This window comes from Vibrio algivorus, assembly GCF_030161215.1.
GTDB classification, from domain to species: Bacteria; Pseudomonadota; Gammaproteobacteria; order Enterobacterales; family Vibrionaceae; genus Vibrio; species Vibrio algivorus.
Map to the genome: position 1 here is coordinate 293,756 of NZ_BSPV01000009.1, position 13,842 is coordinate 307,597.

Here is a 13,842-nt window from a genome sequence, read left to right on the forward strand (position 1 = left end):
AGATGCCTTATTTCCCAATAGCAGAGAATTAAAGCAGTAATTTGCGATTTCGATGCAATGATAAATTGACCTAGCGCAAGAAATAAAATGTAATAAAGTGTATTATGCATGCAAATGCTAATGGTTCTCATTAAAGGTCTTATTACAGTATGAAATTAAGCGAATTAAAAATGGGTCAAAGTGCCGATATTGTGCACTTAAATGCACTACCAAATGACATACGGAAAAAACTAATGGTCATGGGTATGTTACCAAATACTTCTGTAACTTTAATTCGTAAAGCCCCTTTAGGTGATCCATTACAAGTTGAAGTGCGTGGAGTGTCTTTAGCAATAAGAGGCAAAGTAGCCGAAGAAATTGAAATTGAGGTGACCAATGAGCTTTAATATTTTAACTGTTGGTAACCCAAATAGTGGTAAAACAACATTATTTAATGGCTTAACAGGTGCTAAGCAACATGTTGGTAACTGGGCTGGTGTGACGGTTGAGAAAAAAACCGGTTCTTTTAGTCATAAGCAAACGCAATTTAACCTTACAGACTTACCGGGCATTTATTCATTAGATAGTGCTAATGATGCCAATAGTATTGATGAGTCGATTGCTTCTTCAGCTGTTTCGGCCATGCAAGCTGATCTTATTATTAATGTGGTGGATGCCACTAGCCTTGAACGCAGTTTATATATGACTTTGCAATTGCGTGAATTAGGTCGCCCAATGATCGTGGTGCTTAATAAACTTGATGCATTACATCGAGAGCGCCAAGAGATCGATGTTGATGCGTTATCGAAAGAATTAGGTTGCCCTGTTTATATTCTTTCTGCCATCAATAAACAGCAAGTTGCTAAATTTAAAGATGATCTTTATCAAATATCACACACTCCTGTTGAACTTGAAAGTCTACATCTTGATTACGGATCTCAAATCGAATCAGCTATTGCCGAATTAAACCCTCTATGGCCTGCTGAGCGTATTATTTCTCCTCGTGCAATGTCGATTCGTGCCTTAGAGCAAGATGGCTTAATGCTATCTCACCTTTCAGCTAATGATTTAGAGCTGCATAAAGCATTGTCAGAAAGGCTAGGTGCTGATTTTGACATAGATTTAGCGATCACAAATGCTAAATATAACTACTTGCATGAGGTGTGTAAGCAAGTTCGTATTCTTGATTCGACCTTAAGTAAGAGCTTCACACAGAAACTTGACCAAGTGATTTTGAATAAGTGGTTAGGTATCCCCGTTTTCTTTTGCATTATGTATTTAATGTTTATGTTTTCTATCAATATTGGTAGTGCCTTTATTGATTTTTTCGATATCGGTGTTGGGGCAATATTAGTTGATGGTGGGCATTACTTACTCGATGGACACTTGCCGGTTTGGTTAGTTACCGTACTCGCGGATGGTATTGGTGGCGGTATTCAGACGGTTGCTACTTTTATCCCCGTGATTGCTTGTTTGTATTTATTTTTATCGTTACTAGAAAGCTCTGGTTATATGGCTCGCGCTGCTTTTGTATTAGATAAAGTGATGCAAAAAATTGGTTTGCCGGGCAAAGCATTTGTTCCATTGATTTTGGGGTTTGGCTGTAACGTGCCAGCGATTATGGCAACTCGTACCATGGACCAAGAGCGCGAACGTAAGCTATCTGCTGCTATGGCGCCATTTATGTCTTGTGGGGCTCGATTGCCAGTCTATACGCTATTTGCGGCCGCATTCTTTCCACACAGCGGCCAAAATGTTGTGTTTGCTCTTTACTTGCTTGGGATTTTAGCCGCGGTATTTACCGGCATGTTACTCAAGAAAACGCTTTATCCGGGTAAGAGTAGTAGCTTCATTATGGAGATTCCAGATTATGAAATCCCAACGATACGTAATGTGATTATTAAAACATGGCAGAAATTAAAACGTTTCGTACTTGGTGCTGGTAAGACAATTGTTATTGTGGTCGCGGTATTAAGCTTCTTTAATTCACTAGGAACAGATGGTTCGTTTGGTAACGAAGATAGTCAAAACTCAGTGTTATCTAAAGCGGCACAAGTAGTGACTCCTGTATTTGCCCCTATGGGCGTTGATCAGGATAACTGGCCAGCAACGGTTGGTATTATTACCGGTATTTTTGCTAAAGAAGCGGTAGTAGGGACATTGAATAATCTATATTCAGATCCACAAGAAGAAGATGCAGAATTTAACTTAGTTGATAGCCTTAAAGAAGCGCTGCAAACTATCCCTGATAACCTTGCAGGTTTGAGCTTTAGTGATCCTTTAGGCATTGAAGTTGGCGATTTAGGTGATTCAACTGCCGCAGCAGAAGAGCAAGGCGTAAGTTCTGGTATCTTTGGTAACTTACAAGCCTACTTTGTTACCGGTGGAGCAGCATTTGCTTACTTATTATTTATATTGTTATACACACCATGTGTGGCGGCGATGGGGGCTTATGTACGTGAATTTGGGTCTAAGTTCGCTAGCTTCATTGGTCTATGGACGATGTTCTTAGCTTATGCTTCAGCGGTGATTTATTATCAAGCGACCAGCTTTGTTGCCCATCCATTATCGAGTAGCTTATGGATTGGTTTGATGCTAATCGCTTTTGTGATTGTTTATATTCGTTTAAAGCAGGTTGGGCAAAAAGAGCAAGCACTTCGAATTGATGTGGTTAATATTAACTAACCGCAGCTGAGGTCAACTAAGTGACTGGCGAATAATGAATAGCAGAAAGGCTCAGAATGTGAAAGTTCTGAGCCTTTTTTATTATTTTATGAGGATTGGTATCAATCTAACGGCTAAATTGCGAGTATTGACTCTTAAATGCATCTGAAAGAGTTTGAATTAAGGTTTTAGTTTCTTGCGGTGAACGTTGTTTCCCTTCAGTATTTCCCCAAACTGGACCAGGCCAAGCTACATCCGTTTCAAAACGCGCAATATGATGAATATGCAATTGCGGCACCATGTTTCCAAGTGCACCTAAATTGAGCTTCTTAGGATTAAATAACTTTTCTAGGTTTTCAAATACCGTTTGAGACTCAACTAGAAATTGCTGCTGCTGTTCCATCGGTAAATGGTGCAACTCTTGAAGACCATCAATTTTAGGAACCAAGATCACCCAAGGGCCAATATTTTCTTTATGTAATAACGCTAAGCAAAGAGGGAACTCACCAATCACATCAGTGTCTTTTTGCAATTGAGGATGCAGTGTAAAGCTCATGATTAACCTTCATATCGTTGTTGTATTTGGTATTAGAAAAGCATATCACCAAATGGATAAAAAAATCCCCTCGATTGCTCAAGGGGATAGTTCATAGATAACTAACACGTATTGATTACATGCGTTCTAAGGTTTCAATCCCTAGTAGGTTAAGACCCTGCTTAATGGTTTTGGCCGTAAGAGCTGCCAGTTTCAAGCGACTTTGCTTCACGGCTTCATCTTCTGCGCTCAAGATTGGGCAAGCTTCATAGAAACTAGAGAATTGACCCGCTAGCTCAAATAGGTAGCTACACATTAGGTGAGGTTGACCTTCGCGAGCAACGGATGCCACGGCTTCATCAAACTGAAGAAGTTTCGAAATCAGTGCTTTTTCTTTGTCATCACCAACCATGATATCGCCAGATAGGCTGTTCATATCGATGCCTGCTTTAGCAAAGATAGACGCTACACGAGTGTAGGCATATTGCATGTAAGGAGCCGTGTTGCCTTCGAATGCAAGCATGTTGTCCCAATCGAAGATGTAATCGGTAGTACGGTGCTTAGAAAGATCTGAGTATTTTACTGCAGCCATTGCCACTGTGTTCGCGATGTTGGCTTTTTCTTCCGCCGCAAGCTCAGGGTTTTTCTCTTCAATCAGTTTTTGCGCACGTTCAGTCGCTTCATCAAGAAGATCGGCTAAACGAACCGTACCGCCAGCACGAGTTTTAAATGGACGACCATCTTTACCTAGCATCATACCGAAAGCGTGGTGCTCAAGAGAAACAGATTCAGGCACATAACCGGCTTTACGCACGATAGTCCAGGCTTGCATTAGGTGCTGATGTTGACGTGAATCGATGAAGTACAGCACGCGATCCGCGCCTAGTGTTTCATAACGGTATTTTGCACAAGCAATATCGGTAGTGGTGTATAGGTAACCACCATCACGTTTTTGCACGATAACGCCCATAGGTTCGCCATCTTTATTTTTGTATTCATCTAGGAAGACGACTTGTGCGCCATCATCTTCTACCGCTAAACCTTGTGCTTTTAGGTCAGCTACGATGGTTGGTAGCATATCGTTGTACATGCTTTCACCCATCACGTTATCACGAGATAGAGAAACGTTTAGACGGTCATAATTACGTTGGTTTTGGATCATGGTGACATCGACCAATTTTTTCCACATCTTGGCACAATGTTCATCACCACCTTGTAGTTTTACTACGTAGCCACGAGCACGTTCCGCAAAAGCTTCATCTTCATCGTATAATTTTTTCGATTCGCGGTAGAAACCTTCAAGATCGGCAAGCTCCATTGAAACTTCACCTTGTTCTTTCTCGACACGTTCAAGGTTGGCAATCAACATACCAAATTGAGTGCCCCAGTCACCAATGTGGTTGGCACGAATTACCTTGTGCCCTAAAAACTCAAGAGTACGAACCACTGCATCTCCGATGATGGTAGAGCGTAAGTGCCCAACGTGCATTTCTTTGGCAACATTTGGCGCAGAGTAATCAGCAACAATGGTTTGTTGCTCTTGAGTGGCAATGCCTAATCGCTCATCGGCTAATGCTGCAGAGGCTTGTTTAGCTAAGAAATCAGGATCTAGGAAGATGTTAATGAAGCCTGGGCCAGCAATTTCAGCTTTACTCGCGATACCGTCTAGGTCTAAAACATCAATCACTTTTTGCGCAAATTCACGTGGGTTCATACCCAATTTTTTTGCTACACCCATAACGCCGTTTGCTTGGTAATCACCAAATTGTGCTTTGGCTGATTGTCGAACTGCTGCTGGGCTTCCTGCAGGTGCGCCAGCGGCTTCGAGAGCTTTCGATACTTTGTCATTAATAAGGGCTGCAATATTCACGTGTGCTTCCTATGTAGTAGCTGTAAGAGTGGTCGTACTTTCGGTCAACAACCAGTCAAAATTTTTAATTAGAAAATGTGATCTATGATACCAATATTTACCCGTACATGAAAAACCTAATCTGCAATTTAAAGTGATTTTATTGGATTTAGCCCCAAGTCACTTCAAGGTGCGAGTTTTAGCAAGAATAAAATAAGCGTTATGCCGCGTCAGATTGGTTTAAAAGGTGCTTACATTCTTTCGTCAATCTTTCTTGCCTAAAGGTTTAGATGATAACTCTGAATTCTGCATCTTTAAGTCAACGGGATATATCTCTCCGCCACTTAAGTCGCTTGGCAATTTCTATTGCTTTGGTTGCTGAAATATTTCAGATACACTCCCGATATAACTTCATATTTTGGGTGTCCACGACTATGACTGCTTTAGCATCAACTTCTTTATCAACGAATTCATTATTATTTCCCAAAGCATTGCTAGTTGATCTACCTCGTTTCTGGGGAGACATTTTAAGCTTGGCAAATGAGTTAGGAATCGATACTCAGCTTCTTGTGGCTGACCATATAGCGATGCGAATCAATGATTTTAATGTGGCAAAAAGCGTGCACCAAGAGTGGTTAACGCAAGGTACACAAATATCCAATGCGATGATTAACGGACGTCCAATTGTTGTGATTGAATTTTCTCAGCCATTACAGGTTAAAAATCATAGTATTGAATGCTTAGAGTTGCCTTATCCAAGTGATAAAACTTATCCGAATGAAGGTTGGGAGCATGTGGAGTTTGTTGTACCGAGCTTTGCGCAAACAACACAGGAGTTTGTCGAAGAGGTAAAAGCCGCATTTCCGCAATTATCGAGTAATTGGGAGAGCTTGGATGAGAAAGGGATCAAAGTAAAATTATCATGTCCGCAAGGAGAGGGGGAGCGCTTGGCTAATCCTACCGTTGCTTTCAAGAAAAATGGCGTGTGTATTAAGTTACATCCGCATACGCTAAAAGAAGTGATAGCGAGCGAGCAAGCGTAACGAGTCTATCTTTCTAATATTAATAGGGGCGCTCAGCTAAAAACTGCGCGCCCCTGTTTTTGATATATACCCAAGTGACTTCAAGGTGCAGAATTCAGAGCTATCATCCAAACCTTTAGGCAAGGAAGATTGACGAAGGAATATAAGCACCTTTCAAAACAATCTGACGCAGTATAAAGGTTTGGATGACGCTCCCGAAGGGCAAGTTAAAACAAGCTTTATGCTGCGTTAAATTGAACAGAGATAGAATGACTATGCTCATGTCCAATTTGCCTTGCCTAAAACTTGTTTTATTCTTGCTGAAACTCGCATCTTGAAGTTACTTGGGTATAAATAGCCTTGCTATAGAATCACAGTCTTATTGCCGTAGACAAATACATGATCATTAACTACTTTATTTAACGCTTTACTTAATACATTCTTCTCAACATCACGACCTGCTTGAGCCATATCCGCTGCACTGAAGTTGTGATCCACTGGAATCACATCTTGTTTAATGATTGGGCCTTCATCTAAATCGTTAGTCACAAAGTGTGCGGTTGCACCAATGATTTTTACGCCGCGGTCAAAGGCTTGTTGATAAGGTTTTGCCCCAATGAAAGCGGGTAAGAAGCTATGGTGAATGTTGATGATTTTATGTGGAAATTGCGCCACAAAATTAGGCGTTAAGACACGCATATATTTGGCCAATACGACATAACGTGGGTTATAGCTGTTGATCACCTCAAGCATTTTTTCTTCATGCTCTTCACGACTTAAACCTTCATGAGAAATGTGGTGGTATGGTATATCAAAACGCTCGGTTAAGGTTTGCAACTTATCGTAGTTACCTACGACCGCTGCAATTTCAACATCTAAGCTACCATCGTAAGCTTTCATTAAAATATCACCAAGACAATGGGCTTCTTTGGTTACCATGATGACGATTTTTTTGCGTGATGAGCTGATTAGTGAGCGTTTGCTGCTTGTTGGTAGTGCTAGATCTAAATCCGCAAGTAACGCTTCATCATTAAACGTCCCTTCAAGCTCGGTTCTCATGAAAAAGTGACCGCTAACATTATCTACAAATTCATTGTTATGAATGATATTTAATTGATGTTTAAAACAAATATTAGTGATTTTTGCAATTAACCCTCGTTCATCACTGCAATGGGTGAGAAGGGTTTTACGTTCAGTACAGCTCATAATTGTGGTTTTCCATTTTTGCTTATGAGTTAAGCAATGACAAGTTTGAATAATCAGCATATTACAAGATGATATTAAACAAGCAAGAATGATTAACCATTGCGGGTCATTAGCGGTTAAATTTTACTCCTTATAATTAGATTCGGATGATAACTCTGAATTCTGCATCTTGAAGTTACTTGGATATAGAGCCACTCAACACCGATCTTTTAGTGCCTAACTGCGTTAAAAATCTCAGTATTGAGTGAATAATAAATCATTTGAAGAGTCAAAATTATCAATATCAATAAACTCAATTGGTATATTCTCTTATCAAAACCTGAGGTTAAGTCAGGTAAGTTAGTTCCACTTAAATGCGAAAACTGCCATAATCACAAGCTCTTTTTGTATCGGTATCTTTGGCTTTATGATCAGTAAAACATTCTCTTCTTCTGGTGCTCTAGGTAAAGCCATTCCTGGATTTCAGCCGCGTCAGCCTCAGATAGATATGGCCGAAGCGGTTCATCAAGCAATTAAGAACGATCAGCAGCTGGTGGTTGAGGCGGGAACTGGAACCGGTAAAACCTTTGCCTACCTAGTTCCTGCGTTATTGAGTGGCAAAAAAGTCATTATCAGTACAGGTTCAAAAAATCTACAAGAGCAATTATTTCACCGAGATCTGCCATTAATGGTCAATGCACTCGGGTTTACTGGACATGTTTCTTTATTAAAAGGGCGCTCAAATTACCTGTGTCTAGACCGACTAAGTCGCCAATTAATTGAAAGCCACACTAATGAAGCAGATCCAGAATTGTTATCGCAATTGGTCAAAGTTCGCTCTTGGTCATCGGAAAGTAAAACCGGCGATCTGGGAGATTGCGAAGCGATAGCCGAAGACTCACCGATTATCAGCAATATCACATCCACCAATGACAATTGCCTTGGTAAAGAATGCTCAAGTTATCAAGATTGCTTTGTGCTGAAAGCGCGTAAAAAGGCTATGGATTCAGATCTTGTTGTCGTAAACCATCATTTGTTTTTGGCTGATTTAGCGATTAAAGAAACTGGCTTTGGTGAACTTATACCTGATGCCGATGTATTTATTTTTGATGAAGCCCACCAATTACCTGATATTGCCAGCCAATATTTCGGACAGTCGATTTCAAGTCGTCAAATTCAAGAACTTGCCAAAGATATTGAAATTGGTTATCGCACTGAAGCGAAAGATATGCGTCAGTTGCAAAAAATTGCCACTAAGTTAGTGCAAACCTTTATGGACCTACGAATCATTCTTGGTGATATGAATTATCAAGGATCCAATTTATCTGGTAAGAGTATTCGTGGTAATTGGCGAGAAGCGATTAAATCTCAAGTGGTAATGCGTGAAATTGAACGGTTACACGAAGCGTTAGATCTCGCATTAGAAGTCTTAAAAATTGCACTAGGGCGTAGTGAGTTATTAGATGCGGCCTATGAACGTACCCACATGATTAAAAGCCGCCTCACTCGGGTGTGTGACACCTCAATTACAGGTTATTCTTATTGGTTTGAATGTAGTCCACGTCACTTTGTGTTGCACATTACGCCGCTCTCGGTGTCGGATAAATTTAAAGAACAAATTGCAACCAAGCAGGGCAGCTGGATTTTCACTTCGGCAACATTAGCGGTACGCAATGACTTTAAACATTTTACTGAGCGTTTAGGTATTGAGCCTGTGCAGCAGTTTACCTTACCGAGTCCGTTTGATTATCAATCCCAAGCACTTTTATGTGTCCCTCGATATTTACCAGAACCCAATAGTGTCGGCATGGCAGAAAAACTGGCACAGATGTTAAGCCCAGTGATTGAAGCCAATAATGGTCGCTGTTTCTTTTTATGTACCTCACACCAAATGATGCGTCGTTTGGCGGATTTATTCCGTGAGCAACTTGATTTGCCAGTACTGGTGCAAGGTGAAACTAGCAAGCAAAAATTGCTTAATGAATTTATCGAACATGGTAATGCAGTTTTAGTCGCTACCGGTGCTTTTTGGGAAGGGATAGATGTTAGAGGCGACGCGTTAAGCTGTGTTATCATCGACAAACTACCTTTTACTGCCCCAGATGATCCATTGCTTAAAGCGCGAATTGAAGATTGCCGACTCAAACAAGGTGATGCATTTTCGGAAGTGCAATTGCCTGATGCGGTGATTACCTTAAAGCAAGGGGTAGGTCGTTTGATTCGAGATCAAAAAGATAAAGGTGTGCTAATCATTTGTGATAATCGTTTAGTAACACGTGATTATGGTGGGATCTTCTTACAGAGCCTACCGCCAATCCCACGAACTCGGGATTTAAATAAAGTATCGGAATTCTTATCTAAATCATGCTCTATAGTAAATAAACCCTAGAGTCATGATAGACAACAACTAGCTTGAGGCCTTAATGAGCGCAAAAATTCTAGCCTTAGATACATCAACAGAAAACTGTTCTGTTGCTTTAATGATTGATGGTCGCACCATCGCACGCAGTGAAGTGGCACCTCGTGATCACACTAAAAAAATTCTGCCAATGGTCGATGAGGTATTGAAAGAAGGTGGTATCACACTACAAGATCTCGATGCATTAGCCTTTGGCCGTGGTCCGGGTAGTTTTACTGGTGTGCGTATTGGTATTGGTATTGCGCAAGGTTTAGCTTTTGGTGCTGAGTTGCCAATGATTGGTATTTCCACACTAACTGCGATGGCGCAAGCAACCTACCGTACTCAGCAATCTGAGAAGGTCGTGGCAGCAATTGATGCACGTATGAGTGAAATCTATTGGGGTCAATATCAACGTCAAACCAATGGTGAATGGCAAGCCATTGCGGTATCGGATGGACAACAAGAATGCGTGATCCCACCACAAGAACTGGCTGAGTATTTAACCTCGAAAGAAGGCGTTTGGACTCAAGCCGGTACTGGCTGGGATGCGTATACGGAATCATTAGATAGCCTGCCGTTGTCGATGACAAAAGGTGACGTTTTGTACCCTGAAGCCCAAGATATTGCCGTGTTAGCGCAATTTGAGTGGCAAAAAGGTAATACAGTTGACGCTGAACAAGCGAGCCCAACTTATTTACGCGATAAAGTGACTTGGAAAAAACTGCCAGGTCGTGAATAAATTCTCATATTTTATTTATGGAACTTGAACGGGTTTATTACAGTCATAGAAAATATTCGTAATCACACATGCCGATAGTCAATAAGGAATGAAAGCATGAAAAAGTATGGTTTGTTGTTTTTAATGCTTATTGGGCTATCAGCATGCTCTTCTCTGCCTCCTGAGCTAGAAGCGGCCTCAGCACAGCCAATTACTGACTATCAACAATGGATTAATTCCGACCCAAATAAACCGGTTGAAGTTCGTTTGGGCGGCATCATAACGAAAGTCACCAATCTTCCAGATCAAACCAGGATTGAAATTGTAAACTTGCCGATTTCTTCTGATGGTAAGCCGAGTTTAGATAGTGAGCCGAAAGGGCGTTTTGTCGCCTATGTTGATGGTTTCTTGGAGCCGGTTACTTATAAATCGGGACGTTTGATCACTGTGGTCGGACAAAGTGTAGAGCCAGAACAAGGAAAAGTCGGTGAATACTCTTATACTTTCCCTACATTGAAAGCCAATGGGCAACGTTTATGGACTATCGAAAAATCAACGTATATTGAAAATGATGATTGGTGGATAGGCAGTTGCTTACGAGGTTCCGCTTTTTGCCATAATTATGGGCCAACTAGGGCTAGAGTGATCCAAGAAGTGAAATAGGGCATAACAAAATCATGTTGCGAGAAAGAGAGATTCAGTTATCTCATTTACGATTATCCGGCCTTGAATTTGGACAAGAGAGTCACGCCAATGTGACTCTTTTATTTTTGCACGGTTGGTTGGATAACGCAGCCAGTTTTACGCCGATATTAGAAACCTTAGAACTAACCGCACAGCAAAAAAATTGGCACTTATTGTCTATTGATTTGGCTGGACATGGCTTATCTCAACATCGAAGTGCGGACAATTTTTATCCATTTCACGACTATATCGCCGATATTCACGAGCTATTAACGAATATCGCTCCAAATAAATGCATTTTAATCGGGCATTCACTTGGTGCTTTAATTGCAAGTTGTTATAGTGCCGCCTTTCCTGACAAAGTGCAGGGGCTTATTCAAATTGAGGGCTTGGGACCACTGAGTGAATCTGCTGACAGTAGCGTTGAACGCTTACGCAAAGGTGTTTTGAGCCGACAACGTATTCAAGCCAAACCAACTCGACGTTACAAATCGCAATATGATGCTTGTTTACATCGAATGCATGCCAACCAACTAACGGCTAAACAGTTAATGCCTTTAATAGAAAGAGGCACTTATCTTGACGATGGACATTGGCATTGGCGTTATGATGCAAAGCTAAAATGTCAGTCAATTTATCGTATGACGGAAGAGCAAAGCTTGGCTTATTTACAAGCAATCGAATTCCCTAATTTATTGATTTTGGGCGATCGTGGTTTCCCACAACTTACCAATGCGGTGATGAGAAAGGCGGCATTAAAACATTGTCATGAAGTGACCGTGTCAGGTGGACATCATTGCCATATTGAATCTTCTACGCAAGTTAGTGACCTGATCGCCACTTTTGTAGACAAAAACAGCAGAAAATGTGATTTAAATAATTAACCTGAAAAGTGATAGCCGTTACTATATACCCAAGTAACTTGCACCTTGAAGTCACTTGGGTATAAGCATTACTTTGTGAAATCAAATTTATAATAAAAGTGCATAGTAGTTTATTCATAATGTAAGCATTGAAACTGCATGTAATACAGTATAAAGGAAAGTACCGTGGAAAAACCGTGGTTAAAGCGTTACCCAGAGAATGTGCCAGAAACTATTAACCCAGATCAATACAGCTCTTTGATTGATATGTTTGAGCAATCGGTACAAAAGTTTGCCGATCAGCCTGCTTTCATGAATATGGGCTCAGTAATGACTTTCCGTAAGTTGGAAGAGCGTAGCCGTGCTTTTGCCGCCTACTTACAAAATGATTTAAAATTGAAAAAGGGCGATCGTGTTGCCTTAATGATGCCAAACGTATTGCAATACCCAATTGCCTTATTTGGTATTTTACGCGCTGGTATGATTGCGGTTAACGTTAATCCACTTTATACACCACGTGAGCTAGAGCATCAGTTAAATGATGCCGATGCCAAAGCGATTGTGATTGTATCTAACTTTGCTCATACTTTAGAAAAAGCGGTAGAAAATACACCAATTAAGCACGTTATCTTAACCAGCCTTGGTCAAATGCTGCCGAAAGTAAAAGGTACAGCGGTTGATTTCATCGTTAAATATGTAAAAGGTTTAGTGCCTAAGTACCACTTGCCAGGTGCTATTTCCTTCCGTAAAGCCTTGTATAAAGGCCGTCGTCTACAATACGTGAAGCCCTTCCTTGAAGGAGATGATATCGCGTTCTTGCAATATACCGGTGGTACAACTGGTGTCGCAAAAGGGGCGATTTTAACCCATCGCAATATGGTTGCGAACGTTTTACAAGCCAAAGGTGCTTATGGATCGTTATTACGTGATGGTCGTGAAACGGTTGTTACCGCATTGCCGCTTTACCATGTGTTTGCCTTAACGATTAACTGTTTATTATTTATGGAAATTGGTGGTGCTAACTTACTAATTACCAACCCACGAGACATTCCAACCTTTGTTAAAGAGCTACAAAAAGTGCCATTTACTGCCATTACTGGGGTAAACACATTATTTAATGCACTTGTGAATAATGAAGATTTTAAAGAGTTGAACTTTAGTCACTTGCGTTTATCTGTTGGTGGCGGTATGGCGGTTCAGCGTGCGGTGGCAGATAAGTGGATTAACATTACTAAGTGCTACTTATTGGAAGGCTATGGTCTAACCGAGTGTTCTCCTTTAGTTGCGGCTTATCCTTATGATCTTACTGAATACAATGGTTCGATTGGCTTAGCTATGCCATCGACCGAAGTTCGTATTATCGATGATGAAGGTAATGTGCTTGGTTTCGACCAAACTGGTGAGTTGCAAGTGCGTGGCCCTCAGGTAATGGAAGGTTACTGGAACCGTGCTGAAGCGACCAAAGAAGTGATCACGCAAGATGGTTGGTTATCAACCGGTGATATCGTGCGTTTTGATGACGAAGGCTTCATGTATATCGTTGATCGTAAGAAAGACATGATTTTAGTATCAGGCTTCAACGTCTACCCGAATGAAATTGAAGATGTGGTTGCTCTTCACGGTAAAGTATTAGAAGTGGCAGCGATTGGTCAGCCGCATGATACTTCAGGTGAAGTCGTCAAAATTTATGTAGTGAAGAATGACAGTAGCTTAACTAAAGAAGAGCTTATTGCCCATTGTCGTGAACACTTAACCGGTTATAAAATTCCGAAAATCGTTGAGTTTCGTGAAGAACTTCCTAAGAGTAATGTTGGTAAAATCTTGCGACGTGAGCTAAGAGAAGAAAATATTGCTAATTTATCGAAAAGTAAGGCCTCGCCAGAAACAACGGCGTAATTTCTTTTGCTTTTAAAATATACCCTCAAATGCCAGACATTAAGTT

11 protein-coding genes are annotated in these 13,842 nt (G+C 40.8%); 8 read left to right on the forward strand and 3 right to left on the reverse strand.

The annotated features are described in order from the left end of the window. Positions 1–149: 149 nt before the first annotated feature. Both QQJ93_RS13730 and feoB read left to right on the forward strand, forming a co-directional pair. The gene (locus tag QQJ93_RS13730) at positions 150–386 is read left to right on the forward strand and encodes a FeoA family protein (protein WP_089123270.1); all 237 of its coding nucleotides are present in this window, start codon (positions 150–152) and stop codon (positions 384–386) included. Further along, positions 376–2,664, forward strand: a complete 2,289-nt coding sequence (gene feoB, locus QQJ93_RS13735) for a Fe(2+) transporter permease subunit FeoB (RefSeq protein WP_089123269.1) — start codon at positions 376–378, stop codon at positions 2,662–2,664. Before QQJ93_RS13730 ends, feoB begins: the two co-directional genes overlap by 11 nt. A gap of 106 nt (positions 2,665–2,770) precedes the next feature. On the opposite strand, the gene QQJ93_RS13740 is transcribed toward feoB, so the two are convergent. Continuing rightward, positions 2,771–3,199 (reverse strand): HIT family protein, encoded by a 429-nt coding sequence (locus QQJ93_RS13740; RefSeq protein ID WP_089123268.1) that lies wholly within the window; start codon positions 3,197–3,199, stop codon positions 2,771–2,773. Positions 3,200–3,314: 115 nt separating this feature from the next. Next, the gene (gene argS, locus QQJ93_RS13745) at positions 3,315–5,048 is read right to left on the reverse strand and encodes an arginine--tRNA ligase (protein WP_089123267.1); all 1,734 of its coding nucleotides are present in this window, start codon (positions 5,046–5,048) and stop codon (positions 3,315–3,317) included. Positions 5,049–5,461: 413 nt separating this feature from the next. On the opposite strand from argS, the gene QQJ93_RS13750 reads away from it, so the two are divergent. Further along, the gene (locus QQJ93_RS13750; RefSeq protein ID WP_089123266.1) at positions 5,462–6,070 is read left to right on the forward strand and encodes a VOC family protein; all 609 of its coding nucleotides are present in this window, start codon (positions 5,462–5,464) and stop codon (positions 6,068–6,070) included. Between the two features lie 342 nt (positions 6,071–6,412). On the opposite strand, the gene purU is transcribed toward QQJ93_RS13750, so the two are convergent. Continuing rightward, positions 6,413–7,255 carry a formyltetrahydrofolate deformylase gene (gene purU / locus QQJ93_RS13755; protein WP_089123609.1) on the reverse strand — a complete coding sequence of 281 codons (843 nt, stop codon included), beginning with the start codon at positions 7,253–7,255 and terminating at the stop codon, positions 6,413–6,415. Positions 7,256–7,661: 406 nt separating this feature from the next. Between purU and yoaA the strand changes: the two genes are divergently transcribed. The 5 genes from yoaA to fadD all read left to right on the forward strand — a co-directional run bounded on the left by yoaA (position 7,662) and on the right by fadD (position 13,796). Beyond that, a complete protein-coding gene (gene yoaA / locus QQJ93_RS13760) occupies positions 7,662–9,623 on the forward strand; it encodes a DNA repair helicase YoaA (protein WP_089123265.1) in 1,962 nt (653 codons plus the stop codon). Positions 9,624–9,657: 34 nt separating this feature from the next. Continuing rightward, on the forward strand, positions 9,658–10,374 hold the full coding sequence (tsaB, locus tag QQJ93_RS13765; protein WP_089123264.1) for a tRNA (adenosine(37)-N6)-threonylcarbamoyltransferase complex dimerization subunit type 1 TsaB: 717 nt from the start codon (positions 9,658–9,660) through the stop codon (positions 10,372–10,374). Between the two features lie 96 nt (positions 10,375–10,470). Further along, a complete protein-coding gene (locus QQJ93_RS13770) occupies positions 10,471–11,016 on the forward strand; it encodes a Slp family lipoprotein (RefSeq protein ID WP_089123263.1) in 546 nt (181 codons plus the stop codon). Between the two features lie 17 nt (positions 11,017–11,033). Then, positions 11,034–11,921, forward strand: coding sequence for an alpha/beta fold hydrolase (locus QQJ93_RS13775; RefSeq protein WP_416376210.1), 888 nt, complete (start codon positions 11,034–11,036; stop codon positions 11,919–11,921). 165 nt (positions 11,922–12,086) lie between these two features. Beyond that, on the forward strand, positions 12,087–13,796 hold the full coding sequence (fadD, locus tag QQJ93_RS13780) for a long-chain-fatty-acid--CoA ligase FadD (protein ID WP_089123261.1): 1,710 nt from the start codon (positions 12,087–12,089) through the stop codon (positions 13,794–13,796). Positions 13,797–13,842: the final 46 nt, after the last annotated feature.